At 33.4% G+C, this 24,842-nt stretch carries 26 protein-coding genes and 1 pseudogene; 4 read left to right on the forward strand and 23 right to left on the reverse strand.

Annotation, left to right across the window (positions count from 1 at the left end; all coding sequences use genetic code 11):
- Positions 1 to 271: 271 nt before the first annotated feature.
- Positions 272 to 481 (reverse strand): annotated as a pseudogene (locus FC55_RS05365) (VOC family protein); the annotation flags it as partial.
- 28 nt (positions 482 to 509) lie between these two features.
- The gene (locus FC55_RS05370) at positions 510 to 1,349 is read right to left on the reverse strand and encodes an aldo/keto reductase (protein WP_035150113.1); all 840 of its coding nucleotides are present in this window, start codon (positions 1,347 to 1,349) and stop codon (positions 510 to 512) included.
- 130 nt (positions 1,350 to 1,479) lie between these two features.
- Here FC55_RS05370 and FC55_RS05375 point away from each other — a divergent pair, with 130 nt between their 5' ends.
- Complete coding sequence (locus FC55_RS05375; protein WP_003700979.1) at positions 1,480 to 1,836, forward strand: winged helix-turn-helix transcriptional regulator; 357 nt, start codon at positions 1,480 to 1,482, stop codon at positions 1,834 to 1,836.
- 115 nt (positions 1,837 to 1,951) lie between these two features.
- On the opposite strand, the gene FC55_RS05380 is transcribed toward FC55_RS05375, so the two are convergent.
- The 3 genes from FC55_RS05380 to FC55_RS05390 all read right to left on the reverse strand — a co-directional run bounded on the left by FC55_RS05380 (position 1,952) and on the right by FC55_RS05390 (position 4,726).
- On the reverse strand, positions 1,952 to 2,716 hold the full coding sequence (locus FC55_RS05380) for an ABC transporter permease (RefSeq protein WP_003700977.1): 765 nt from the start codon (positions 2,714 to 2,716) through the stop codon (positions 1,952 to 1,954).
- Entirely contained in the window at positions 2,697 to 3,350 is a 654-nt protein-coding gene (locus FC55_RS05385; RefSeq protein WP_003700976.1) for an ABC transporter ATP-binding protein, read from the reverse strand. Before FC55_RS05385 ends, FC55_RS05380 begins: the two co-directional genes overlap by 20 nt.
- A gap of 149 nt (positions 3,351 to 3,499) precedes the next feature.
- Positions 3,500 to 4,726 (reverse strand): L-lactate MFS transporter, encoded by a 1,227-nt coding sequence (locus FC55_RS05390; protein ID WP_003700975.1) that lies wholly within the window; start codon positions 4,724 to 4,726, stop codon positions 3,500 to 3,502.
- Between the two features lie 280 nt (positions 4,727 to 5,006).
- On the opposite strand from FC55_RS05390, the gene FC55_RS05395 reads away from it, so the two are divergent.
- A complete protein-coding gene (locus FC55_RS05395) occupies positions 5,007 to 5,501 on the forward strand; it encodes a thiol peroxidase (RefSeq protein ID WP_003700974.1) in 495 nt (164 codons plus the stop codon).
- A 54-nt stretch (positions 5,502 to 5,555) separates the two neighbouring features.
- Here the strand turns inward: FC55_RS05395 and FC55_RS05400 are convergent, their stop codons facing one another.
- The 6 genes from FC55_RS05400 to mmuM all read right to left on the reverse strand — a co-directional run bounded on the left by FC55_RS05400 (position 5,556) and on the right by mmuM (position 9,883).
- Positions 5,556 to 6,080 (reverse strand): HdeD family acid-resistance protein, encoded by a 525-nt coding sequence (locus tag FC55_RS05400; protein ID WP_003700973.1) that lies wholly within the window; start codon positions 6,078 to 6,080, stop codon positions 5,556 to 5,558.
- Positions 6,081 to 6,099: 19 nt separating this feature from the next.
- Positions 6,100 to 6,693 (reverse strand): TetR/AcrR family transcriptional regulator, encoded by a 594-nt coding sequence (locus FC55_RS05405; RefSeq protein WP_003700971.1) that lies wholly within the window; start codon positions 6,691 to 6,693, stop codon positions 6,100 to 6,102.
- A 190-nt stretch (positions 6,694 to 6,883) separates the two neighbouring features.
- Complete coding sequence (locus tag FC55_RS05410; protein ID WP_003702688.1) at positions 6,884 to 7,831, reverse strand: Dyp-type peroxidase; 948 nt, start codon at positions 7,829 to 7,831, stop codon at positions 6,884 to 6,886.
- A gap of 85 nt (positions 7,832 to 7,916) precedes the next feature.
- Positions 7,917 to 8,375 (reverse strand): DUF3021 domain-containing protein, encoded by a 459-nt coding sequence (locus tag FC55_RS05415; RefSeq protein ID WP_003700967.1) that lies wholly within the window; start codon positions 8,373 to 8,375, stop codon positions 7,917 to 7,919.
- Positions 8,372 to 8,806, reverse strand: coding sequence for a LytTR family DNA-binding domain-containing protein (locus tag FC55_RS05420; protein ID WP_003700966.1), 435 nt, complete (start codon positions 8,804 to 8,806; stop codon positions 8,372 to 8,374). Before FC55_RS05420 ends, FC55_RS05415 begins: the two co-directional genes overlap by 4 nt.
- Before the next feature lie 153 nt (positions 8,807 to 8,959).
- Positions 8,960 to 9,883 carry a homocysteine S-methyltransferase gene (gene mmuM, locus FC55_RS05425; RefSeq protein ID WP_003700965.1) on the reverse strand — a complete coding sequence of 308 codons (924 nt, stop codon included), beginning with the start codon at positions 9,881 to 9,883 and terminating at the stop codon, positions 8,960 to 8,962.
- A 113-nt stretch (positions 9,884 to 9,996) separates the two neighbouring features.
- Here mmuM and FC55_RS05430 point away from each other — a divergent pair, with 113 nt between their 5' ends.
- Both FC55_RS05430 and psiE read left to right on the forward strand, forming a co-directional pair.
- On the forward strand, positions 9,997 to 11,364 hold the full coding sequence (locus tag FC55_RS05430) for an amino acid permease (RefSeq protein WP_003700964.1): 1,368 nt from the start codon (positions 9,997 to 9,999) through the stop codon (positions 11,362 to 11,364).
- Positions 11,365 to 11,389: 25 nt separating this feature from the next.
- Positions 11,390 to 11,830 carry a phosphate-starvation-inducible protein PsiE gene (gene psiE / locus FC55_RS05435; RefSeq protein ID WP_035150108.1) on the forward strand — a complete coding sequence of 147 codons (441 nt, stop codon included), beginning with the start codon at positions 11,390 to 11,392 and terminating at the stop codon, positions 11,828 to 11,830.
- Positions 11,831 to 11,913: 83 nt separating this feature from the next.
- Here psiE and FC55_RS05440 read toward each other — a convergent pair whose 3' ends face one another.
- The 12 genes from FC55_RS05440 to FC55_RS05495 form a co-directional block, all read right to left on the reverse strand.
- Complete coding sequence (locus tag FC55_RS05440; RefSeq protein ID WP_003700961.1) at positions 11,914 to 12,861, reverse strand: ABC transporter ATP-binding protein; 948 nt, start codon at positions 12,859 to 12,861, stop codon at positions 11,914 to 11,916.
- An 18-nt stretch (positions 12,862 to 12,879) separates the two neighbouring features.
- Complete coding sequence (locus tag FC55_RS05445; RefSeq protein WP_003700959.1) at positions 12,880 to 13,923, reverse strand: ABC transporter ATP-binding protein; 1,044 nt, start codon at positions 13,921 to 13,923, stop codon at positions 12,880 to 12,882.
- A 10-nt stretch (positions 13,924 to 13,933) separates the two neighbouring features.
- Positions 13,934 to 14,962: an ABC transporter permease gene (locus tag FC55_RS05450; RefSeq protein WP_003700958.1), complete on the reverse strand. Its 1,029-nt coding sequence runs from the start codon at positions 14,960 to 14,962 to the stop codon at positions 13,934 to 13,936.
- Entirely contained in the window at positions 14,962 to 15,897 is a 936-nt protein-coding gene (opp3b, locus tag FC55_RS05455) for an oligopeptide ABC transporter permease (RefSeq protein WP_003709355.1), read from the reverse strand. The genes FC55_RS05450 and opp3b overlap by 1 nt, the downstream gene beginning before the upstream one ends.
- Before the next feature lie 135 nt (positions 15,898 to 16,032).
- The gene (locus FC55_RS05460; RefSeq protein WP_003700955.1) at positions 16,033 to 17,646 is read right to left on the reverse strand and encodes a peptide ABC transporter substrate-binding protein; all 1,614 of its coding nucleotides are present in this window, start codon (positions 17,644 to 17,646) and stop codon (positions 16,033 to 16,035) included.
- 501 nt (positions 17,647 to 18,147) lie between these two features.
- Positions 18,148 to 19,548, reverse strand: a complete 1,401-nt coding sequence (locus FC55_RS05465; protein WP_003700954.1) for an amino acid permease — start codon at positions 19,546 to 19,548, stop codon at positions 18,148 to 18,150.
- A 374-nt stretch (positions 19,549 to 19,922) separates the two neighbouring features.
- Positions 19,923 to 20,480: an elongation factor P gene (gene efp / locus FC55_RS05470; protein ID WP_003700953.1), complete on the reverse strand. Its 558-nt coding sequence runs from the start codon at positions 20,478 to 20,480 to the stop codon at positions 19,923 to 19,925.
- Positions 20,481 to 20,631: 151 nt separating this feature from the next.
- On the reverse strand, positions 20,632 to 21,432 hold the full coding sequence (locus FC55_RS05475; RefSeq protein ID WP_003700952.1) for a Cof-type HAD-IIB family hydrolase: 801 nt from the start codon (positions 21,430 to 21,432) through the stop codon (positions 20,632 to 20,634).
- A gap of 18 nt (positions 21,433 to 21,450) precedes the next feature.
- On the reverse strand, positions 21,451 to 22,107 hold the full coding sequence (locus tag FC55_RS05480) for a histidine phosphatase family protein (protein WP_035150104.1): 657 nt from the start codon (positions 22,105 to 22,107) through the stop codon (positions 21,451 to 21,453).
- 118 nt (positions 22,108 to 22,225) lie between these two features.
- Complete coding sequence (locus FC55_RS05485; protein WP_003700949.1) at positions 22,226 to 24,136, reverse strand: copper-translocating P-type ATPase; 1,911 nt, start codon at positions 24,134 to 24,136, stop codon at positions 22,226 to 22,228.
- The gene (locus FC55_RS05490) at positions 24,136 to 24,399 is read right to left on the reverse strand and encodes a cupredoxin domain-containing protein (protein ID WP_003700947.1); all 264 of its coding nucleotides are present in this window, start codon (positions 24,397 to 24,399) and stop codon (positions 24,136 to 24,138) included. The genes FC55_RS05485 and FC55_RS05490 overlap by 1 nt, the downstream gene beginning before the upstream one ends.
- Positions 24,400 to 24,415: 16 nt before the next feature.
- Positions 24,416 to 24,790: a cupredoxin domain-containing protein gene (locus tag FC55_RS05495; protein WP_003700946.1), complete on the reverse strand. Its 375-nt coding sequence runs from the start codon at positions 24,788 to 24,790 to the stop codon at positions 24,416 to 24,418.
- Positions 24,791 to 24,842 lie beyond the last annotated feature (52 nt).

The raw sequence follows: 24,842 nt of genomic DNA on the forward strand, positions 1-24,842 counted from the left end.
CTTTAGCTGTAATTACTGTTTTCATTTAATTTCACCACCTTTTATCCATGTCTATATTATATCATATTGGATAAAATAAAGATATAAGAGGCTGGGAAAAAAGTCTCAAGACTTAAAACCCGCTAGAAATCACGTTACTAAAAACGTTGATTCCTAGCGGGTTTTAATATAACTATTTTCTAAAATTCATCTGAAAATATAGTTTTTTCCCAGCCTCACTAGGGCTTATATCCCCTCACTAAAGTAAGGGAGGTTACGCCCCATCTGTCACTAAAATATCCATATTAATATTATCTAGGTGTAAGTTGCCATATCTTATCAAAGTATCATCTAATCCTTGTGTTTGAGCCATACGCTTGCCACCTATTTCATCTTTATTAGAAATCTTTTTACCTGTTAATGTTTCGTAAAATTCAATTGACTTTTCTAAGTTACTTACTGTAATTCCTACGTGATTTACTAACGAAAATCCATTATTCATTTTAAATTCCTCCATTTACTAATTACTCTTAAAAATCAAATTCATCTGGATTAGGACCCACACGCAAATCTTCATTGAGCATATTAATTCTATCCATATCTTCATCGTCTAATTCAAAGTCAAATACACTAGCATTGCTTATCATGCGATCAGTGTGTACTGATTTAACATTTAATAAAATATCTTGTTGGATATCCCAACGTAAAATCACTTGTGCGGCTGATTTATTATGCTTTTTAGCTATATCTAAAATAACTTCATTCTTTAATAATTGTCCTTGCATTAATGGTGACCAAGCTTGAATTTTCATATCCATGTTAGCTGCATATTCGCGTAATTCCTTTTGTGCCAACTTGGGATGTAATTCTATTTGATTGATAACTGGTACAACTTTAGCAAAAGTTTTCAATTTCTCTAAGTGATGAATTTCAAAGTTACTTACGCCAATTGCTTTAATTTTTCCTTCAGCATATAAAGTTTCCAATGCCTTCCATGATTCTTCAAAAGCGTCTTGTCCTGGCCAATGGATTAAATATAAATCTAGATAATCTAAATCTAGTTTAGCCAAACTTTCATTAAACGCAGCAATAGTTTCATCATAAGTCAAATGATTGTTCCAGACTTTAGAGGTAATAAACAAGTCTTCGCGCTTTAAACCTGTTGCTTTAAGTCCTTCTTTAATCCCAATACCTGTACCTTTTTCATTCCCGTAAATAGCAGCTGTATCAATCAGACGATACCCATTAATAATTCCATTTTTTACAACTTCTGCAGTTTGATCTTCGGGAATTTGAAAAACTCCTAATCCTAGACCTGGAATTTTAGTACCATTATTTAATTCAACTCTATCTGATAGCGACTTAATCATAATTGTTCCTCCTTGTAAATTCTTGAGATTATAATATAATATACCCTGTACTTTGCATAGTACGTACTTTTTTGTTATATAGATACCTTTTAGTAACTTTTGTATAAACATTGAGATTGGAGCGATAATTTTGACCAAAAAAATTTATAACATTGGTGTAGAAGCTACTATGGATGTCATTGGTGGAAAGTGGAAACCAATTATTTTATGTAATTTTCGCCACCAATCATTACGTACAAGTGAACTAAAAAGATTAATTCCTAATATCAGCCAAAAGATGTTGACTCAACAATTACGCGAATTAGAAGCAGCCGATATTATCAACCGCAAAGTATATAATCAAGTTCCACCTAAAGTTGAATATTCTTTAAGTGATTATGGTCAATCATTAAGTACCGTGCTTAGTGATCTTTGTACTTGGGGCGAAATGCATGTAGATATGCTGAAAAAACGCGGTGAAGATGTAGAACTTGTAAACTATGACTAAACGAAAAACAATGTCAAAACCAAAAAATCACTAAAGAGCTCGTCATTTAAAACTTGCTCTCTAGTGATTTTTTTATTATTTTCAATTCTATTTATTAAATAATCAGTCTTCCTTACTATTTAATTCTCAATTGTAATTTTTCGTTATAGTAATCTTTATATGTTCGATATCCTGCAATAATTGATCCTAAACTCGTAGCCGATAAAAGCATGAACGTAACCATAATCTGATACTTAATTGCTCTTACTGGATCTACTCCAGCAAAAATCAAACCTGACATCATTCCTGGTAAACTTACCAAACCAACTGTTTTTGCAGAATCTATCGTTGGTTGCATCGCTGTCTTAATACTTGCATGTAATAAAGGTAATGAAGCCTGCTTCATAGATGCTCCTAAGGCCAATTTTTCTAAAACCTGTTGTCTTTGGTTTTTAAAAAGTGTATTTAAATTTCTGTAGCAAAGACCAATCGCAACCATAGAGTTACTTGCAATCATCCCACTGATAGGGACAATTTGAGATGGAATAAATCTAATTGAACCGGAAGCTACTAATACTCCCATAGTTACATATGTACTAACAAAAATAGCTAATAATGAATTAAAGTAACTCTTGTGGTCATTAGGATTTCGCTTATGAGCATTGTAGGCAGCATTTAACACAATAAAGAAACTCATTGCTGCTGTTAAGATAACATTATTTACATTGAAGATATATTTAAGAATATATCCTACGATTACAAGTTGGACTATTGCCCGGGAAATACTATAAAAAATATCCTTTGTTAAACCTAATTTTTCACGGTTACTAATATAAACGGCTACTAATACTAATGCAAAAGCCAATGCTAAAGATAAATTATTAACGCTTAGTTGTGACATCTTTAATCATCCCTTCCTCTACCCAAATTATTTTATTAGCTTGCTTAATTTCTCCTTCATGATGTGTAATTTGTAGAATTGTTACTCCTTGTTTCCAAATCTTATCAATAAATTCATGCACAATTTCAATTGAACGAGCATCCAACCCTACCGTTACTTCATCTAACAACAAAACTTTTGGTAAGAACATCGTATTTCTCAACAAAGCTACTCGTTGACGCTCACCACCGGATAAACTATTAATATCCTTATGTAAATAAGTTTCTGGTAAATTTACAGATTTCAAAGCTTCAATTGCAGATTTTTCATCAAATTCTTTTTGACGAATCTCATAAGGAAAACTCAAATTATCAAATACTGTCTCTCCAAATAAACTAGGTTGTTGAAAGCAATATGACACTTGTTGTCTATATTCAGTTATCGCATACTCATCTTGATTTTTCCCATCAAAGAAGATTTCTCCAGTTGTCGCAGTTAGTAAAGTAGCTATTATCTTTAATAAAGTACTTTTCCCTCCACCCGAAGGACCGGTGATTGTTATAAATTCATTTTCGTTGATGTCTAGATTTATATTTTTCAATATCTCATTAGTATCAACTTTATATCCTACATTCTGTAAGCTAAGTATTGCCATCGCCCATACCTCTCTTTTTTAATTTAGAAAAATTATAACATACAAGCGGTTACACAACAATTATTATGCTTTGAACAATATATTTTCAAACAAAAAAGGTTCAAAGCCGCTTACCGGCCTTGAACCCTTATTTTCAATTCAATACTAGTTTATTTTTCAAATACTTGTTTCTTAATTCTCAAAATGTCACGTTGTACCCAGAAGGAGACAAACAATGCTACCATATCAACAATAATGAAAGTTATAATTGTTGTTGCATAACTATGTAACATTTGGTGAGTGTAAGATAGTAAAACTGGACCAACCATACCTGCCATTGCCCATGCAGTTAAGATGTAACCGTGGATAGCACCTAATTCTTTTGTACCAAATACATCACCTAGATATGCAGGGATTACTGAGAAACCAGCACCATAGCATGACATTAACAAGCATAATGCTACAACAAATACCATTGGTACGTGGAAAATTAGTAATGTTGCTAACATGATAATATCTACAATGAAGATCAAACTAAATGTTAAAGGTCTACCGATATAGTCAGATAATGTTGCCCAGATAAGACGACCAAAACCGTTAAATAATCCGATAATACCTACCATAACAGCTGCTGCACCTGCATTCATAGCAGTCATTTCTTGGGCCATAGGTGAAGCTGCAGATACTAAACCAATTCCACAAGTAATGTTGATGAACAACATGAACCATAAAGAGTAGAATGCTTTAGTTTTTAAAGCTTGGTTAGCTGTAAGTTGAGCACCTAAACTAACTTTATTACCTTTAGCAACTGCTACTTCTGGAACATCGCCTTCTTTAGGACGCTTAATAAATTGTGCTGCAATAAGCATAACAATCATGTAAAATGCACCTAAAATGTAAAATGTTGTCTCTAACCCTACTACACTCATTAATCTTTGTGCAATTGGACTTGTAAGTAAAGCAGCAAATCCGAATCCCATGATAGCCAAACCTGTTGCCAAGCCTCGCTTATCTGGGAACCATTTGATAATTGTAGAAACAGGAGTTACATAACCAGAACCTAATCCTAATCCTCCGATTACCCCATATGACAAGTAAAGCATCCATAATTGATTCAAATGAATTGAAACACCTGTCAAAATAATACCTGTTCCAAATAAGAGAGCTGAAATAGTTCCTGTCACTGTAGGGCCGAATTTTTCAACTAAGCGACCCATAAAAGCTGCAGACATTCCCAAGAAGAAAATAGCCAAACTAAAAGCAAATGAAATAGCTGATTCTGACCAAGAAGTTTGACTTGCAATAGGCTTTGCATAAACACTCCAAGCATACACTGAACCAATCATTAAATGAAAGATAACACCCGCTAAGGCAACAACATATCGATTACTTCTCACTTTTGTACCTCCTGTTTTTAAAAACGAACAATAAAATAAACAACTGCTTCAATAGTTCATATATTACACTTTAAAATATATATGGTATTTTGTGATTAATCAACATAAAATTAGCATTTCTAATATAAAAATAATGATAATGCTTAACATACTAATGTTCGTGTATAATAATTATGCGAACGTTAGGTTTTACGAAATATTTTTACAAGCATATATTTACCACTATTAAGCTCACTCGTTCTATAATTAGGATAGTACATAACGAAAGGATCGATTAATTATGAAAATTACTCGTCATGACGAACCTCTATCAACTAACGGAACTCCTGTAGATGTTAATGGAGTTTTCCCAGAATTTACAGTTCAAAATGCCAAAGGTGAAAATGTAAGTAGTTCTGATTTATTAAAGAAAGTGACATTTATCAGTGTTGTTCCTGACATCAACACTAGAGTATGTAGTATTTCTACTAAAAAATTTAATCAAGATGTAGACAAATATTCCAACATCGCTTTCTATACAGTTTCTACAAACACAATTGAAGAACAAGCAAATTGGTGTGCAGCTGAAGGCGTTAAGAATATGCAACTTCTTTCTGACAAAGCTTTCGATTTTGGCAAGAATGCTGGTCTTTATGTTGCTGATAACGATACTGATGCTCGCAGCGTTTGGGTATTAGATAATGACGGTAAGGTTCTATATCGTGAATTAGTTATTGAACAAACAGATGAACCAGACTATGAAAGTGTACTACAATTTTTAGATAGTCTAGCTTAAACCACAAAAATAGCAGCTCTCGATTATTTTAAATCAAAGGCTGCTATTCTTCTTTTAGAATGCTTGAATAATTTTTAAAATTCCAATTGTAATCAAATATATAGAAATAATCCATACAATTGTTAGAGATGATAACATTGGGTTAAATAATAGCATTATCCCCATAATTAAGGACAAAATGCTTAAAATGACAATTACCCAATAATACCCTTTATCTAATCTCTTAAAGAAATTGGCTGTTGCAAGTTGAGTTATTGCATCAAAAATAAACCAAACAGCAAAAATTACCGCTATAAAGCTTGCACCAACTGCGATCTTAAAAATGAATATAAGGCCTAAAATAATATCTAAAATACCCATAACTAAGAGCCAACCAGATTTTTCTCCTAGCCAAAATGATATTCCACGTCTGAACCATAATTCATAAATTCCTTTGATAATGGCTATCATCCCAATCATGATTGAGATAAAAGCCAGTGTCGTATCTGGACGATATAAGGAATATCCTCCTAAAAATATTAGCAAAATACCTATGACCAAACTAAACACATCAAAATTACGTTTATTTTCTGAATACATTATTCCTCACCTCTAGCAATTATTCCTTAACCGCAAATGCTAATGGTGCTTTCGTTCGTGTACGCATCATTATTTTTGCAAATTCATTTGGTGGTTCAGGATTGTCCTTTTCCAACCAATAAATTGATAAATTTAACATGCTACCGATTGCATATTCTTCGATATATTCGTGTGGTATCTCGTCACTCATCTTGATACCTAAATACTCCATCCTTTTAAGCAATTCTCGAGTCAAGATTTGCTTAATTTTATGGTAAAACATTGGGTCACCATTTCCTAACACCATCGCTAAGATAAAGTCTCGCTCTCCATAAATGTAGGCCGAAAACTTTTGAAAAAATTGTCTGTTCAAATCTTCATAACTAGTCGCTGAGGAAATTGTTCCATTATCATGGAATAACTGTATAATGTCAGAATATATAGCTTCCTCTAATTGTTCCAACAAATCTTGTTTACCCTTGTAATGAATATAGAAAGTTCCTCGGTTAATTCCAGCTCTTTCAGTAATATCAGATACTGTTAGATTTCCAAAACCTTTTTCGTTAATAGTTTCGATCAATGCCCTTTTTATCTTTGCGCGAGTCTTTCTCACCCTTAAATCATTTTGGTGCATCGAACTCCCCCTTTTCTCAAACACTCAATAAAATAATAAACTATCTATTCTGATAATAATATGCTTATATCATCAAAGCAATACTTTTAATCATTTATCGGACATTTATTTAATTTTGTATCTTTATAGAATGTAAAAAACCCAAAAGACTATAGTAATCTTTTGAGCTAAGTTATTATTTTTGGCTATATTATTTATTCAATTCACCATCGGCTATCTTATCCAACATATCACGTGAAGGAATGAAGAATAATTGACCTGATAAAATATCTGAGAATGTCAACAAGAAGTCTGATTTATCTACCATATTTTGTAACATCATTTTGGTTACTTTCCAATGACGTGCATATCCAATAAAGTAAGTACCAGTATTATTTTGTGCTGGATCAGAATATGGAACGTTCATACGTACAATCTTTTGTTCCTCACCATCAATTTCAGCCTTAGATGCTACGTTATGAGCATTCTTAAACTTATCTTCATCTTCAAGTTCTAGGTCAGTAAATTTCTCACGACCAACAGCTTTTTCTTGTTCCTCAGTCTTCATATGATTCCAGAAGTCCATGTTATGTTTCCACTTTTGAGCAAATGCATATGAACCATTTTCAAAGAAAGGATCTTCATCACCGATGATTGCATAATCAGCAGCATCTTCTACTTGTGGAGCTTCTGTTCCATCGATAAAACCGATAATAGCGCGACCTTCAAAATAACGGAAGCCTTTAGTTTCATCAACAACTGTTGTAATGTCTTCAAGGAATCTGCGGAATTGACTCATTGCTTCGTATACATATGCTTCGCTATCAGCACGAATATGGAAGAATAAGTCGCCTTTACTTGCAGGCATTGAGTATTCTGGACCACTAATTGTTTCATATGTTTCTAGTTCCTTAGGCTTTGGAGCATTAGGGAATAGATAATCCCAAGCATCATTACTAATACCGAAAGATGCTTTTAAGTAACCATCACCATTTCTAATTCTCAAGGAACGAATAATTGCCTGATAACGATCTGCAAATTCTTGAATTACTTCTTGTTCATGAGCTTGATTTTCACGCTTTAATTCAAGAACTGTAAATTGTACGCTCTTTCCAATATCTTTCCACACATCTTGTGCTTTGCTAGGATTCATTGCCATAATAATTTCCCCTTCCAAAGTTAGTTTAGAATTATTACAAATTAATTCTAACACTTTTTAATAAGGTTTACTACTACATAAATTTTTATTTTTCTTTTAATTTTGTTATTTGTTTATTTATCCTTTTAATGTCATTCTTTATCGTTAACCATGTAATTACCCAGATAGCAGTATAAACAACTACAAACGAGATAGTAACTAAGATAAATCCATTAGTCGTGAACCACTTCAAATATATTCCTACTGCCAACACAATCGCATATACTAAGCAAAAATGAATCACAGTTTTAATTAGCAAGGATATATTTTCCAATTCAAAAATTATGCTTGAATATGCTGAAAATAATCCAACTACCATCCATAACAATACTGAAATAAGTGTTGCTGTTAGATTATTATTAAACTCTGCCACAAAAGCTGGGGTGGAAGGGTAGTAACTACTGCTACCAGCTAAATAAGAGAAGATTAATGAGAGAATCATCCCTACTGTTACACCATAAGTGATACCATTGATTCCAAGTCTAGCAATTTTTTTAATGGTCATAGCCCTAACCTCCCTTTCAAAATCTTAATTTTCCTTCTTGAAATCCCTACTCTCATTTGATTTTCTAAGATTACGTCAATCATGCCACTTCCTAGAATTTCCAAATGATCAATCTTTTGATAATTAAAAATTGCACTTCTAGAAGCTTCTATAAACATATTTGGTAACTCATCTTTTACCTGATACAATCTGCCATGGTATTCATAGCTATCTTCATCTGTATAGACCATAAGTATATTATTTTCACTTTGAATTAGAATAATTTCTTCATATTTCACGGGAATAATATCTCTATTTTTATAGCACCATAATCCGCTATTATCGTTAGTTAACTCTTTGGCAATTCTTGTAATTTTATCAGTCATTTCTTGTAGATAAAATTCTGCTCTATCTTCTACTAAATTTTCATCAATATTAATGTTAACTTTCATCTTTGATTCCCCCTTTCCACTTTTAATATAGCATAGTTAAAGTACATTTTACGTCTCTTTGTATGAACGGTTCACTATCTTTATTAAACGGTTAAAATTCATTCTTAAACGACAAAAAAGCCACCTATCCCATGATAGATGACCTTTATAATATTATCTATTACGCTTAATAAAATCCGCCACTGCTTTGATTTCCTTTGGTCCTGTTGTACAACAACCACCAATAATTCTAGCTCCTGCTTCATACCAATTAGGAATCAATTCTTCAAAGGTTGCACTAGTTTTAGGTTGAGACCAAGTCTTACTCTTAGGATCATAAACCGCACTTGAATTAGGATATACTATTAAGTGCTTATCTGTGATTTCTTTCATATTTTTCAAAGCCGGTTCTACTAACTCTAGCTTTACACAATTTATTCCTACTGCTATTACTTGCGAATAATCCTCAAGTGCATGGATAGCTCTAGGCAATGGTGTTCCATCGCTGATTGTATCATCATCGCTCAAAGTATAAGAAACATACACTTTTTGTTGCGGATATTTTTTCTTTAACAATTCTAGAATTGCTAGCACTTCATCTAACTTAGGTTGAGTTTCAATAGCCAAGATATCGACCCCTGCATTTACCAATTCTTCAATCCTTGGTAAATGGAATTGTTGATATTCTTCAACAGATAACTCATAATCTCCTCTATACTCGCTTCCGTTAGCTAGGTAAGCACCATATGGACCAATTGTTCCAGCAATATAATTATGCTTTCCTGTTCTATTTTCATAATCATCGCGTGCCTTTTGTGCGATTTTTACTGCTTTTTTAATTAAATTTCTAGCTTCTTTTTCACTGTATCCAACTTTTTCAAATGCTTGAACATTAGCTTGATAAGTATCCGTAATTATTAAGTCCGCTCCAGCTTCGAAATACATTTTATGAACTTCATATACCAATTCTTCATTATCAATCAATGCTTTAGCTGTCCATAAATCATTATTTGTATCTGCACCCAATCTTTCAAGAGGAGTTGACATCGCTCCATCTAAAACAACTGGATTGTTAGTTAAAAACTCTGTAAAGTCCACGTTTACTCACCTACTTTTTCATGTTAATATACTAATTATAATCTAATCTAAAGTTAATTTGTAGTTATAATAACCATTTTAATTACTGTAATTTAAAGAAATGAGGATTAAATATGTCTAAGAAAACACATCTTGCTCGTAAAATGGAAACTCGTCACATCCGGATGATTTCCTTAGGTGGTGTTATTGGAACTGGACTATTTTTAAGTTCAGGTTACACAATCCATCAAGCTGGGCCAATTGGTACTATCATTGCCTATTTAATTGGAGCCTTAATTGTTTACTCAGTGATGTTATGTCTTGGTGAACTATCAGTAGCAATGCCTTATACTGGTGCTTTCCATGTTTATGCTAAAAAGTATATCGGCGAAGGTACTGGCTTTACTGTCGCGATTTTATATTGGTTAACCTGGACGATTGCTCTGGGCTCAGAATTTACAGCTGCTGGACTCATCATGCAAGAATGGTTTCCTCATACTCCCGTTTGGATTTGGAGTGCTATTTTTATTATATTAATATTTCTTTCCAATGCCTATTCAGTTAAAGTTTTCGCTGAAAGTGAATTTTGGTTCTCTGCAATTAAGGTTTTTGCAATTGTAGCCTTTATCTTACTCGGTGTCCTAGCAATGGTTGGAATTATTCCTTTAAATGGTTTCACCCACGCTCCTGGCATCAGCAATCTATATAAAAACGGTATTTTTCCTAATGGATTTAGTGGCGTTTTTACAACTATGTTAACTGTCAATTTTGCTTTTTCTGGTACTGAACTAATTGCCATTACAGCTGGCGAAGCAAAGGAACCTGATAAAACTATTCCTAAGGCTATTCACACAACTCTTTGGAGATTGGTTATATTTTTCATTGGAAGTATTGTTGTTATGGCCGCTCTTATCCCTTACCAAAAAGCTGGAGTTACGCAAAGTCCATTTGTTTATGTTTTAAAAATGATGGGTATTCCTTATGCTGCTGATATTATGAATTTTGTCGTTCTAACTGCCATTATTTCTGCAGCTAATTCTGGATTATATGCATCAACTCGTATGCTCTGGTCATTAGGAAATGAAGGAACAATCCCTAAGAATATCTCAAAAACTAATAAAAACGGTATCCCTGTCATCGCACTATGTTTGAGTATGCTTGGTGGATTGTTAGCACTGCTTTCAAGTATTTTTGCAGCAGATACTATCTACCTAGTCTTGGTTTCTGTTTCTGGATTAGCCGTTGTAATCGTTTGGGCAGCTATTGCCTTAGCAGAGCTTAATTTCCGAAAACAATTTTTAAAATCCGGACATTCTTTATCTGAGTTAAAATATAAGACACCTTGGTATCCTGTTATTCCACTGTTCGCTTTAATTACCAGCATTTTATCTTGTGTATTAATTTGGTTCGATCCTAATCAACGTGTCGCTTTATACTGCACAATTCCTTTTGTTTTAGCTTGTTATTTAGTACACTATGTGTATAAAAAGTATGCAGTTTAGCATTATTAGATTGGGGGCCACTATTTTGAGATTCTCAAAGTTAATTCAAAAATACGCAGATAAGTTTGCCCAACTTTTCAGTGTACTTAGCTTCGTGGTTATAATTTTATTGGGAATAGTTTTACTAATTCAAATCGCAAAAGAGATTATTCGACTTTTCCAAATTGCACTTGAACCTACAACTAGTGACATTTACCTTATGATAGATAAGATTATAGTTTTCTTTTTACTGTTTGAATTTTTCATGATTGTAATTAGTTCTCTTAAAAATAATGGTCATGTATCTATTACTTTATTGATGGGACTTGGACTAACAGCTTTATTACGAAACTTACTGATTATCCATGATGACTATAAGAACTTAATCTTAAATGTCGTCGGTATTTTATTATTGATCGTCGGTATGGCGATTTATCGTTACTTTGTACACGCTCATATTAAAGAAGAAGATCAACAACAGAAATAATTTATCATAATAAACAAAAATCGCACCATTTCAAAGTTTAATAACTAGGAAATGGTGCGATATTAATTTTATTTTCTAATTACTTATTTTTCGTATTCAGCAGCTTTTTTCTTATACATTTCCACTTCATCATCCGTACATCTTACAAAATGACCTGGTGTAATTTCATGTAAAGAACGAACCTTATCACCATCATCACCTTCAATAGAAGGATCATAGTCAATTCTATGACGTTGACGTTCAATTTCAGGATCTGGAATTGGAACTGCAGAAATCAAACTCTTAGTATAGTCATGTAGAGGCTTATCATAGACATCATCAGCTGGTCCTACTTCTAATAGTCTTCCATAATGCATAACTCCAATTCTATCGGAGATAAACTTAACCATTGATAAGTCATGGGCGATAAAGAGATAAGTTAATCCCTTTTCTTCTTGAAGATCTTTCAATAAGTTAACTACCTGAGCTTGAATAGAAACGTCCAAAGCTGAAATAGGTTCGTCAGCAATGATAAACTTAGGTTGTACGGCTAATGCACGAGCAATCCCTATACGTTGACGTTGACCACCAGAGAATTCATGTGGATAACGACTAGCATGATCACGATTCAAACCAACTGTTTCAAGTAGATTTTCAACCATTTCTGAACGTTCTTTCTTACTCTTGGCCAAACCATGAATATCAATACCTTCAGCGATAATATCTTCAACTGTCATTCTTGGATTTAGGGAAGCATATGGATCTTGGAAGATCATTTGCATTTTACGATTGAATTCACGCTTATCAGCACGTGATTTTAACTTGCTGACATCTTTTCCATCGAAAATAATTTCCCCATCAGTTGGATCGTATAAACGAATAATACTACGTCCTGTTGTTGTTTTACCTGAACCTGATTCTCCTACAAGTCCAAATGTTTCACCTTCGTAAATGTCAAAAGTAACATCATCAACAGCCTTAACAGTGGACTTACCGGAAGTAAAGTATTGTTTTAAATGCTTAACTTGTAACAATTTTTTTCTTTCTGGCATTAATTCTCATCCTTTCTGTTAATCTTTCTTTTTAGCCATTAATTCTGCATACTTTTCCTGACGTCTAACAATTTCTTCAGGTGGTGTTACTTTAGGAGCGTCTGGATGTAACAACCATGTAGCAGCATAATGTGTATCCGACACCTTGAAGAATGGTGGCTTTTGTTCAGCATCAATCTTCATCGCATATGGATTTCTTGGAGCAAAAGGATCGCCTTTTGGTGGATCAAGTAAATCTGGTGGTGTTCCTGGAATAGATTCTAACTTATCACTTGCTAAAGTTGGCATGGAATTCAAAAGTCCCCAAGTATATGGATGTTGTGGGTTATAAAATACTTCATCAACTGTACCATATTCTAAAAGTTCTCCAGCATACATAACAGCTACTCTATCAGCCATACCAGCTACAACACCTAAATCGTGAGTGATGAAGATAATAGATGTTTTTACTTTAGCTTGCATTTCTTTCATTAAATCCAAGATTTGTGCTTGAACAGTAACGTCTAACGCAGTTGTTGGTTCATCAGCAATCAAAATTTCAGGATCACATACCAATGCAATCGCAATTACGATACGTTGACGCATACCACCTGAAAATTGGTGTGGATAGTCATTGATACGTTTTTCAGCATTTGTAATTCCAACAGCCTTTAACATATCAAGAGCTTTTGCCCAAGCATCCTTCTTATTCATGCCTTTATGTTTCATTAGAGGTTCAGCAATTTGTTGTCCAATTTTCATTGTTGGGTCTAAAGAAGTCATTGGATCTTGGAAAATCATGGAAATCTCTTTTCCTCGAACGGATTGCATTTCTTTTTCTGATTTTTTCAAAATGTCTTGTCCGTTGAAGTTAATTTCACCACCAACAACCTTAGCATTATTTGCTAAAAGACCAATTATTGCTTTAGTTGTAACAGACTTACCTGAACCTGATTCCCCTACAATTGCTAGGGTTTCACCTTTATCTAAGTGGAAACTCACATCGCGGATGGCTTTAACTTCGCCGGCATAGGTGTGGAAATCCACTTTTAAATTTTTAACATCTAAAATTCTTTCTGCCATTGTTTAAAACCTACCTTCTTGTCTTTGGATCGAATGCATCACGTAAACCGTCACCTAAAAGGTTAAATGCAATCATCAATACACACAATACAATTGCTGGATACCACATTTGATATGGTAAGAATTGGAAGTTCTTTTGACCTTCATTCAACAATACCCCTAAAGAAGTTTCTGGAGCTGTAATACCGATACCGATAAAACTCAAAAATGCTTCGAAGAAGATAGCTGATGGAATTGTGTACATTGTTTGAATAATGATGATACTTGATAAGTTTGGTACCAAGTGTTTCCATGCAATTTTTGTAGGTGACTCACCTAATGTTCTTGCGGCTAATACATATTCTTGTGTTTTCAAGGACAGCGTTTCGGCACGAATCATACGAGCCATGGTTGTCCATGAAGAAATTGCGATAGCTAAGATAATAGAAGTCATACCTGGCTTCAATACTACCAACATCAAAACAACGATAACAAGGTTAGGGATAGAGGAAATAATTTCGATAATACGTTGCATAACATTATCTACTCTACCCCCTTTCCACCCTGAGATGATGCCATAGGCGACCCCAACTGTTAAATCAAAGAATGTTGCGACTAAAGCTACAATCAATGAAACTTTTGTACCGTAAATAATACGTTGAGCTAATGAACGTCCTAAATAATCAGTTCCTAAATAGAAATACTTATCTTTTGGAACATCATTTTTAGCATAAGCATCTACCCAGACACCGCCTTGCTTAATCTTACCGTTAAGACCATTAATTGCATCTAGACCTGGAACCTTAGCTGGTAAGTTTGCATATTGTGGCTGAGACTTAACTAATGTACTTTTATTAATGAATGGTGTTGAACCAAATGCTACAATCACCATCAATAAGATAACAATCAAAGAGACAACTGCACCTTTGTTCTTCTTCAATCTTAACCATACGTCTTGAGTAAAGGTAAGTGAGGGAGCAGCGATTTTTTCATTATCTTGAGCTTCGCCTTTTGCTAAAGGTTCGAAACTATCTGGACTTAATTTTAATTTTTCTTCCATTACTTATTCCCTCCATTTCCTTCAAGTCTAATACGTGGATCAATCAATCCATAGATGATGTCAGTAATTAAAATAACTACTACCAATCCGATTGAGAAGACCATTGTTACCCCCATAATAGTTGGGTAATCATTAGTCATGATTGACTTAACAAATTGTTCTCCAATTCCTGGAATGTTAAAGACATTTTCGATAACCATAGAACCTGTCATCAAAGCAACTGTATAAGGTCCTAATAATGTAACTAATGGAATCAAACTGTTTCTTAATGCATGGTGATAAACCACTTCAAATTTACTTAAGCCTTTTGCTTTAGCCAATTCAATATAATCAGAGTTCAACACTTCAACCATACTTGTACGGATAAAACGAGCTGTTTCAGCTAATGGTCCTACCCCTAAAGCAATTGTTGGTAAAATTGTATTGGAGAATTGACCCCAACCTGCAATTGGGAACCAGCCCAATTTCAAAGCAATATAGTATTGTAACAAGATAGCTAACACGAAGTTTGGTACAGATTTACCAATAATCGCAATTACTGTTGCTCCTGTATCAGCCCATGTATTATGCTTGATAGCTGCAGCTGCACCTAGAATTACACCGAAGAAAACTCCGAAGATCATTGCTTGTAAACCTAGTTGCATTGAAGCACCTAAACGACTAGAAATTAAGTATGCTACTGGTTGGTTACTATATTGGAAAGAAGTTCCAAAATCACCATGGAACATACCAAAGATGTAAATCAAATATTGTTCCCAAATAGGTTTATCCAAACCATATTGTTTGTTCATTATTTCAATTTGTGAAGCTGTCATTTTAGCTTGGTTCGTATATGGTGTTCCGGGCATCAATTTCATTAAGAAGAATGTGATTGTCGCAACCAGGAACAATGTTAATAGCATATACAAAACACGTTTTAATAAGTATTTACGCATATCAATTAGTCCCTTCATTCTATTATTTAAATTAAAAAAATCTCATAAATAACTGTGGGGTAAAATAAAATCGGTGACTAAATCTAAATCTAGCCCCCGATTTATTAAATAATTTTAGAACTAAACTTCTATAAATTATTTTGCGATGTAGGTATCCTTGAAGTTCAAGTTAGCACCTGCTGTATTGTAGATGATACCTTTAACTTTATCATTTACCATCCATGCTTGGTTTCTGTAGTAAAGTGGTGTTACACCTTGATCTTGAAGTAAGATCTTTTCAGCTTTTTCTAGATCACTCCAACGATCACTTGCAGAACTAGCATTCTTAGAAGCAGCGATCAACTTGTCATATTCAGCATTGCTCCACTTACCATCATTTTGTTCGTTGTTTGATGTAAACAAGTCTAAGAATGAGATAGGATCAGCGAAGTCTGCACCCCAAGCTGATAATACTACATCGAAATCACCGCTTGTTGAACGGGATAGACGTGTCTTAAATGGAACTGTTTGTGTATTAACTGTTACCTTATCACCAAATGCTTCTTTCAATTGACTTTGAAGAGCTTCAACAGACTTCTTAGCGGCGTCTGTATCATCTGTCAAGATAGCAAATTCTAATTTGTCTTTACCTAATTCTTGTAAACCTTTGTTGAACAATTCTTTAGCTTTAGCTTTGTTGTATGTCATATCTGTCTTGTCAGATACAATGCTTTGGAAGTCTTTTCCATTAACTTTTGTCAATCCAACTGGTGTTACAGATGTAGCAGCTGTATTTTCACCACCAAGAACTTTTAAGTAGTCCTTACGATTGATAGCTAGAGAAATTGCTTTACGGATATTAGCGTTCTTAAATTCTTCTTTTGTTTGGTTGTATTGTAAGTAGAATGTTGTACTTTCGTGGAAGACTGTGTAGTTCTTTTGTCCCTTTAATTGCTTTGTTTGTTCAGCACTTAATAATGCACCATCTAACTTACCAGATTGGAATAAGTTGTAACCTGTATTAGAATCCTTAACTACTTGGTAAGTAATCTTATCTAATTTAACAGCTTTCTTATCCCAGTAATCATCGTTCTTAACTAATTTCCAGCTTAAGTTAGAACCTGTCCAACCTTCTTGCTTGAATGGCCCGTCATAAACGAAGTACTTAGAAGCTGTACCATACTTGCTACCATATTTTTCAACAACTTTTTGGTTTTGTGGGAAGAATAATGGGAATCCCATCAATAACTTGAAGTATGGAATCTTCTTATCTAATGTAACAACTAACTTGTAGTCACCGTCTGCTTTAACACCTAATTCAGAAACTGACTTCTTGCCTTCCATAATAGCGTCAGCGTTCTTAATACCACTGAATAGGTAAGCATATTGTGAACCTGTCTTAGGATTTACTGTACGTTGCCAGGAATATACAAAGTCTTTTGCGGTTACTTTATCACCATTAGACCATTTTGCATCCTTACGTAAAGTAAATGTATATGTAAGGCCGTCTTTACTTACGGTTGTCTTTGTAGCAAGACCTGGTGTGATCTTACTGTCTTTTCCTAAACGATATAAACCTTCAGTAACATTGTTTAATTGGTTAAAACCAACAACGTCTGTTACTTTAGAAGGGTCTAATGTGGAAATTTCAGCATTGTCTTCCCAGTGAAGAGTTTTGCCAGAATCGCTGCTCTTTGATCCACAAGCAGCTAATGTGAATGCTGACACTGCTAAAGTAGCGCCAACTGCTAATAGCTTTTTAAACTTCATTTCATTTACCCCTTTCCTCAGTTAAAAAAGTTATCTTATATCATGGTTAGATTATATAATACTCACCGAAAAATTACAACATTTTAATTTTTCTTTTATAAATATATTTTTTTGCTATTAAATTGAAATTTTAATTATGCCTATCAAATACTATTTAAAACTTAAAACACCTTATAAATACTGATATAAAGGCTATAACTATTGCTGTAATAATTCTAAAATAATGATAATTCAGATTAACAAAATTCAAATTTTCTCTTATTATTACGATTAATTTTTTTATTCTACTTTAAAAAAAGCTATAATTAATTTCTTGTTCATTCTAGTAAAAACTAAAATTAGATTCTTTAACAACTATATTTATTATCAAATTACGAATTTTAATAATAAATCATCCCTATAAAAGCAACCCATATTTTTATTAAATTACAATATTTCTCATAATAATATTAAATTGGTATAAAAAAATAGTCGCAATTGATGCGACTATTTTCTTCTATATTAATTCTTTCCTTTTTGTCCATCTTTTCCATGTCTAATAAAGAAAATCAATGACAATAATAATAGAAATACTGCTCCGACTGATACTGAAACTCGTGTATCAGGGTTAACAAACATAAAGAGAACTATTATTACCAATGCAATGATTGCCAGATAATTAGATAATGGATAGAACGGCATCTTAAATGGATGTTCTTCTAGCATATGTGCATTTTGACGACGGAAACGTAATTCTGATAATAGAATTACAAACCAAGGTACTAATCCAGGTAATACACTGGAACTATAGACAATTACAAATAAGTTAGCTGAAGATTTACTAAAGATAGAAAGGACAATGTTCAAAATAAATCCAATCAAAATCCCACTTGATATTGTCAAAATAGCGATATTAGGTACCACATGTTTAGATAACTTACTAAAAATACTTGGTGCTTCTTTATCTACTGATAACTTAAATAACATTCTACTAGAACTATAAATTCCTGAGTTAGCCCCAGACATTGCAGCTGTAAGAACAACAAAGTTAATAATTCCAGCTGCACCAGCAATACCTACTTTAGTAAATGTTTCAACAAATGGTGAACCTACAGAAGCTAATTGATTCCATGGATAAATTGTCACAATTACAAAGATTGCTCCAATATAGAAAATCAAAATTCTCCATACAATCGATTTTACAGATGCTACAATTGCATGTTTAGGATTTTCTGCTTCACCAGCTGTAATTCCTAGTAACTCAATTCCTTGATAAGAACCAACAATAATAGATAGAGAAAACATAAATCCTTTAAATCCACCTGTAAAGAATCCACCATGTTTCCAAAGATTTGATAATCCAATCGCATGCCAGTTATTTCCTAATCCAAGGAAGATAACCATTAATCCAATAATTATCATTAAGATAATCGTAACAACTTTTATCATCGCAAAATAAAATTCCAATGTCCCATACGCTTTAGCAGATGCAAGATTTGCTAAAGTCAATGTTATGATAACCACTAATCCTGAAATCCAATCTGGTAAATGTGGCCACCAGAAATTCAGATATTGAGTAACAGCGATAACTTCACTAATTCCTACAACAATATATTGGAATATATTGCTCCATTTTGTTAAATACCCAGCCAGTGGATGAATGTAATCAGTCGCATAGTCAGCAAATGATCCCGTTCCTGGTGTTATATAGATCATTTCTCCTAAAGCTCGCATAACAGCATATAATAATACACCTACTACTGCATAAGCCAATAATACTGAAGGACCAGTCCATTTAATTGTAGATGTAGATCCCATGAATAATCCAACACCAATTGTTCCACCTAAAGCTATCATCTCCATCTGTCCTGATGATAGCGACCTATTCAGGCCCCCATTTATATTATCCTTATTTTTGCTCATATAGATTCCTCTTTTCCTTGCCAACTAAATTTCTACTCAGTTGGATCGTCTAAATACATAAAAAAGCCAACCATCCAACTTTTCTCACAATACATTTTTAGTTTGTGATTAGCTGATCTAGTTGACTTTGTATTTTGCATTCATTTTAATAATAGCATACCAAATTAACTCAACCAGCTTACACAGTGGTTGAGGTGGTGGTTGTATTCAATTTGTTGTTATCATTAATATGTAAGTTAATCATCATTACAACCTCCAATTACATTTGAGTATACTATTAGAATACCATTAAAATAAAATGGGTGCAAGTTTTAATTTTTAAAATAAAAACCAACTATATACCATAATCTCGGTATATAATTGGCTTTCATTTTTTATGCACGTGCTTTATATTCACCTGTTGTAGTATTTATTACTAATGTGTCCCCTACATTAATAAAGTCTGGAACTGTAACGACTAATCCTGTTTCCATTGTTGCTGGCTTACCACCACTAGCTGCTGTAGCACCCTTAATTGTTGGTTCAGTTTCAGTTACTTTCATTTCAACAGTTGTTGGCAATTCAATCCCAATTAATTCATTTTTACAAAAGTCTAGTTGAACTTCCATATTTGGCATTAAATACTTTTCTTCATTTGCTAATTGTTCTTTAGTTAATTCATATTGTTCATAAGTATCCATATCCATAAATACTTCAAGGTCGCCTTCACCATATAAGTATTGGGCATTTTTCTTATCAACTATGGCTAACTCTACTTTTTCAGAAGGACGCATGGTTGTTTGAACGATTGCTCCTGTTCGCACATCATTTAATTTCATTTGCATAACAGTATTTCCCTTACCAGGCTTGTGGTGATTTGCTTCCAACACCTTAATAAGTTTACCGTTCATTTCAAAAATCATACCTTTTTTCAAGTTAATTGCTTCTACCATAATCTAATTTCTCCTATTCTTGTGATAATTTTATTGTTTAATTGTCACAAAATGATGGAGGCGACTGTGGTAAAGCGAATCCTCTTAGTGTCATAAAATTTCCTCGCTTTACTATTGTAATACTTCTAATTATACCGTAGTTTAGATTAACTTACATTAAATAGTCAGCTAAAACTTTCAATACTCCCGAATCATTATTATTAGGGGCGATTTTATCAGCTACCTTTTTCACTTCATCGCTACCATTTTCCATTGCATAGCTAAGTCCTGCAGCTTTTAACATCTCTAAATCATTTCCACCATCGCCAAAAGCTACTAAATCATCTAAGGTTAAATTCCAACTTGCTAGCATTTTTTCTAATCCGACAGCTTTATTGACATGTGGCAAGATTAAATCAAAATTTCCAAAACCACTTGAAGTAGCAAAAACTCTTCCCGCAAATTTTTCGTTAATTTCATCAACCGTTGATAAAGTTTTTTCTTTAGGAACATCAACTGTAAATTTAAAAAATACATCATCAGGAAGTTGCTTGAAACTATCAACAATTTTATGCTTAGGTAAATAATATTTCATCATCTTGACAAATTTTGAATCTGAATTCTTTTCTAGATATGCATTTTCTTTCCCACATAAAGCTGGTGTTAATTCAGGTCTTTGTGCCATAAATTCTACTAACTCTTCAACTAAACTTCGGTCCAATTGCTCATAGCTTAGATCTTTCCCATCATCTACCAAGTACATTCCATTTTCGGCAACGAAGGACATATCTTTCCAATATTCAGTAAAATCTAATCTCGTCCTTTCAAATTGATTACCACTAGCTACAATAAAATGGATATCCTTTTCTTTCATCTTATTTAATAACTCAGAAAATAATTTTTTATCATAGCTTTTATCATCTCTTAAAAAGGTTCCATCCATATCAATCGCTACAGCTTTAAAAGGTATCATCTAATAATCCCACCATCTCTAATCTATTTTATTATATTCTTCAATTTCAATATCATTTTCTGTTACTTTTAACTTAGTAATTGACCCATTCTGAGGATAGTTTTCCCCAACATTAATATTATCTCCATATTTGTCAGCCAAACTGGCAATTGTACTACCATGACATACCAATAAAACAGCTTCTCCATCTTTATGATTTTTTCTTAGATAGTCAAAGCCTGAATTTATTCTCTTCCAGTACGTCTTACTATCTTCACTTTCATGAAATGGATCAGTCTCATGCATAAAATCCTTAATCTCATCTAAAGGATACTTATTTACAAGTTCTTTAAATGAACCTGCCCCATGCGTTGCACCAATTAGCATCCATGTTTGTGGTGAATCACTACCTTCAAAATAACCATACTTTTGTTCACGAAACTCCATCATTGCTTGCGGTTCTTTTAAATCACCTGATACTTTATTTTCACTCAAAATGTACTCACAAGTACGAATTGCACGCATTGTATCTGAACTATATGCTTTATCAAACTTAATATTTTCTAGGATTTTACCTGCTCGCTTACCATCTTGAATTCCCTTTTCAGTCAACGGTGAATCTACCCATCCTTGCATCTTCTTATAACGATTCAATAATGTTTGCCCATGGCGTACAATGTAGACTGTTATTGCCATTTTATCACTTCCCAAATTTAAACTCATTGATTCTATTATATCACTTTTTAAAGCGGTTACTTTAGTTAATAAAATTTTACAAAATAAAAGACTAGAGAAATTCCCTAGTCATTAATTTTTATGCAATTTTTACCCTATTCAACATCAAAGAACTTATCATTACGGATATAGAGCTAAATGCCATTGCTAATCCTGCTAATTCCGGACTTAGAGTTAAACCAATGCCAGAAAAGATCCCTGCTGCCACTGGAATTCCCAAGCCATTATAGATAAATGCCCAGAATAGATTTAACTTAATGCGATTAAAAGTCTTTTCACTCATCATTAAAGCTTTAACTACATCTTCTAGATCATTTTTCACTAAAACAATGCCACCAGATTCAATTGCAATATCTGTTCCTGCTCCCATAGCAATTCCGACATTAGCAGTTGTTAAAGCTGGTGCATCATTAATTCCATCACCAACAAAAGCAACATTTCTACCTTGATCTTGCAGCATTTCAATATGATGTGCTTTATCTTGTGGTAAAACATCCGCTATCACTTCATCAATTCCTACTTCGTTGGCAATAACTTCTGCTACTTGTTGATTATCACCAGTTAACATAACTGTTTTTAGCCCACGTTTTTCCAAATCACTAATTGCCTTAGCTGAAGTTGCCTTTGGAATGTCTTGAATTGCAATTAAACCTATGACTTCATCATTTTTACCCACAACTACAACTGTCTTTGCTTCAGATTGCAAGTTCTTCATTTTTTCTTGTAGTTCTTGGAATATATTCCAATCTTCAATAAGCTTAGTGTTACCCACTACTACTCGTTGCTCAGCAATTGAGCCAGTAATTCCTTTTCCCTCAACTGCCATAAATTCATTTACTTCAAATAATTCAAGTTGCTGTTCTATTGCCTTATCCATAATCGCAGTAGCTAATGGATGCTCAGAATTTTTCTCTAAGCTAGCAGCAATTTGTAATACTTCATCTTTATTACCGATAATATCTGTAACTTTAGGCTTACCTTCAGTAATTGTACCTGTTTTATCAAAGACTACGGTATCAATTTTATCGGTTGCTTCTAGTACTTCACCATCTTTAATAAGAATTCCCATCTTTGCACTACGTCCAGTTCCTACCATTAGGGCTGTTGGAGTTGCAATTCCCAAAGCACATGGACATGCAATAATAACAACTGATACTGCAAATAATAATGAAGAAATATTGCTATTCCCTAAAAATACATACCATACTAAATAAGTAAGAATAGCAATAATTAGCACTACTGGCACAAAAATATTTGCAATCTTATCCGCTGTTTTTTGAATTGGAGCATGACTATTCTGAGCTTTTTTAACCATTTCAACAATCTGAGCTAACATTGTGTCTTTACCTACTTTGTCAGCTTTGAAAAGGAAAGTTCCAGTATTATTCAATGTTGAACCAATAACTTTATCGCCCACTTTTTTCGTTACTGGCATACTTTCACCTGTTATCATTGATTCATCTACTGTCGAACTTCCTTCGATTATTTCTCCATCTACAGCTATCTTTTGACCAGGTCTCACACGGATAACGTCGCCTACTTTTATATCATCTAATGGTACCATTTGAGATTTACCATCTACTATTACTTCAGCTTCTTTAACTTGTAAGTTTAATAATTTTTCAACTGAACTATTAGCATTGTTTCTCATCTTTTCTTCAAAAACTTGACCTAACAGGATGAATGTTATAACAAAAGCTGCACTCTCAAAAAACACATCTTGGCCTGTAAACATCGCATAAATACTATACACATAAGCTGTAGCTGTTCCAATTGCTACCAATGTATCCATATTAGCATGATGATTTTTAAAAGCCGCCCATGCACTATGAAGGAATGGTCTTGCTGAAATTGCCATTACAATTGTTGTTAAAATAAACATTGTATAGGTATGTCCTGGCAGCATCCAGCCAAATGGCTTTAATATCATTTCGAAAAACATTGGTAATGAGAATATCAATGAAATCCAAAATCTTGATTTAATCGTCATTACTCAATCACTACCTTACCCTTAAACATGTTCATGCCACAAGCAAAATCAACTTCACCAGCTTTACTTGTATCTAATTCAAATTCTTGTGGTTCATTTAATGGTAAATCTTGTTGCTTAACATTCAATGCTGGAATATTTAATTGATCTAGACATCCTTTATCGCTAATTCGATTAAACACTAATTTAACTGGTTCTCCAACTTTAACCTTAACTTCACTTGGTTTGTATCCACCATCTACTGTTATTTCTACTTTATTCATATTTGATTCCTACTTTCTATTTAATAATTACTTTTCCATGAAACATATTCATACCACAGGCAAAACCATATTCTCCTGCTTTATCAGTATTAATTTCTATTTTAGTATTCTCGTTCTCTGGCAACATCTTGCTGATACCAAAATCAGAGAATACAACTTGTTCCAAACAACTAGAAGGATCTTTACGATAAAAATTAATTACCGCTGGAACTCCTTTTTTAAGTACCACTGTTTCTGGCGAATAACCACCGTCAACTTTAACTGTAACTTCTTGAACATTATCTGCAACATCAGCTGTAACAGCCTCTTTTTCATGTTTTCCAAAAAACCACCATGAAATAAAACCTATTAAAGCAATCCCTATTACTAAGGCAATAATTTTTGTAATCATAGGCTCACTCCTTTTTAATTTACATTTGTAATCACAACTATATATTAATCTT

Source organism: Ligilactobacillus salivarius DSM 20555 = ATCC 11741 (assembly GCF_001435955.1).
GTDB classification, from domain to species: Bacteria; Bacillota; Bacilli; order Lactobacillales; family Lactobacillaceae; genus Ligilactobacillus; species Ligilactobacillus salivarius.

What these genes read in the sequence shown, in the direction of transcription:
- FC55_RS05400 (WP_003700973.1), bottom strand. Translation starts at nt 6,080, where the DNA reads ATGTATTCAGAAAATAAACGTAATTTTGATGTGTTTAGTTTGGTCATA.
- FC55_RS05465 (WP_003700954.1), bottom strand. Translation starts at nt 19,548, where the DNA reads ATGAGCAAAAATAAGGATAATATAAATGGGGGCCTGAATAGGTCGCTA.
- FC55_RS05460 (WP_003700955.1), bottom strand. Translation starts at nt 17,646, where the DNA reads ATGAAGTTTAAAAAGCTATTAGCAGTTGGCGCTACTTTAGCAGTGTCA.
- FC55_RS05415 (WP_003700967.1), bottom strand. Translation starts at nt 8,375, where the DNA reads ATGACCATTAAAAAAATTGCTAGACTTGGAATCAATGGTATCACTTAT.
- FC55_RS05490 (WP_003700947.1), bottom strand. Translation starts at nt 24,399, where the DNA reads ATGAATAAAGTAGAAATAACAGTAGATGGTGGATACAAACCAAGTGAA.
- FC55_RS05485 (WP_003700949.1), bottom strand. Translation starts at nt 24,136, where the DNA reads ATGACGATTAAATCAAGATTTTGGATTTCATTGATATTCTCATTACCA.
- FC55_RS05385 (WP_003700976.1), bottom strand. Translation starts at nt 3,350, where the DNA reads ATGGCAATACTTAGCTTACAGAATGTAGGATATAAAGTTGATACTAAT.
- opp3b (WP_003709355.1), bottom strand. Translation starts at nt 15,897, where the DNA reads ATGCGTAAATACTTATTAAAACGTGTTTTGTATATGCTATTAACATTG.
- efp (WP_003700953.1), bottom strand. Translation starts at nt 20,480, where the DNA reads ATGGTAGAAGCAATTAACTTGAAAAAAGGTATGATTTTTGAAATGAAC.
- FC55_RS05395 (WP_003700974.1), top strand. Translation starts at nt 5,007, where the DNA reads ATGAAAATTACTCGTCATGACGAACCTCTATCAACTAACGGAACTCCT.
- FC55_RS05495 (WP_003700946.1), bottom strand. Translation starts at nt 24,790, where the DNA reads ATGATTACAAAAATTATTGCCTTAGTAATAGGGATTGCTTTAATAGGT.
- FC55_RS05405 (WP_003700971.1), bottom strand. Translation starts at nt 6,693, where the DNA reads ATGCACCAAAATGATTTAAGGGTGAGAAAGACTCGCGCAAAGATAAAA.
- FC55_RS05445 (WP_003700959.1), bottom strand. Translation starts at nt 13,923, where the DNA reads ATGGCAGAAAGAATTTTAGATGTTAAAAATTTAAAAGTGGATTTCCAC.
- FC55_RS05430 (WP_003700964.1), top strand. Translation starts at nt 9,997, where the DNA reads ATGTCTAAGAAAACACATCTTGCTCGTAAAATGGAAACTCGTCACATC.
- FC55_RS05370 (WP_035150113.1), bottom strand. Translation starts at nt 1,349, where the DNA reads ATGATTAAGTCGCTATCAGATAGAGTTGAATTAAATAATGGTACTAAA.
- FC55_RS05380 (WP_003700977.1), bottom strand. Translation starts at nt 2,716, where the DNA reads ATGTCACAACTAAGCGTTAATAATTTATCTTTAGCATTGGCTTTTGCA.
- FC55_RS05450 (WP_003700958.1), bottom strand. Translation starts at nt 14,962, where the DNA reads ATGGAAGAAAAATTAAAATTAAGTCCAGATAGTTTCGAACCTTTAGCA.
- FC55_RS05420 (WP_003700966.1), bottom strand. Translation starts at nt 8,806, where the DNA reads ATGAAAGTTAACATTAATATTGATGAAAATTTAGTAGAAGATAGAGCA.
- FC55_RS05440 (WP_003700961.1), bottom strand. Translation starts at nt 12,861, where the DNA reads ATGCCAGAAAGAAAAAAATTGTTACAAGTTAAGCATTTAAAACAATAC.
- FC55_RS05480 (WP_035150104.1), bottom strand. Translation starts at nt 22,107, where the DNA reads ATGGCAATAACAGTCTACATTGTACGCCATGGGCAAACATTATTGAAT.
- FC55_RS05410 (WP_003702688.1), bottom strand. Translation starts at nt 7,831, where the DNA reads ATGGCAATGAATCCTAGCAAAGCACAAGATGTGTGGAAAGATATTGGA.
- FC55_RS05475 (WP_003700952.1), bottom strand. Translation starts at nt 21,432, where the DNA reads ATGATACCTTTTAAAGCTGTAGCGATTGATATGGATGGAACCTTTTTA.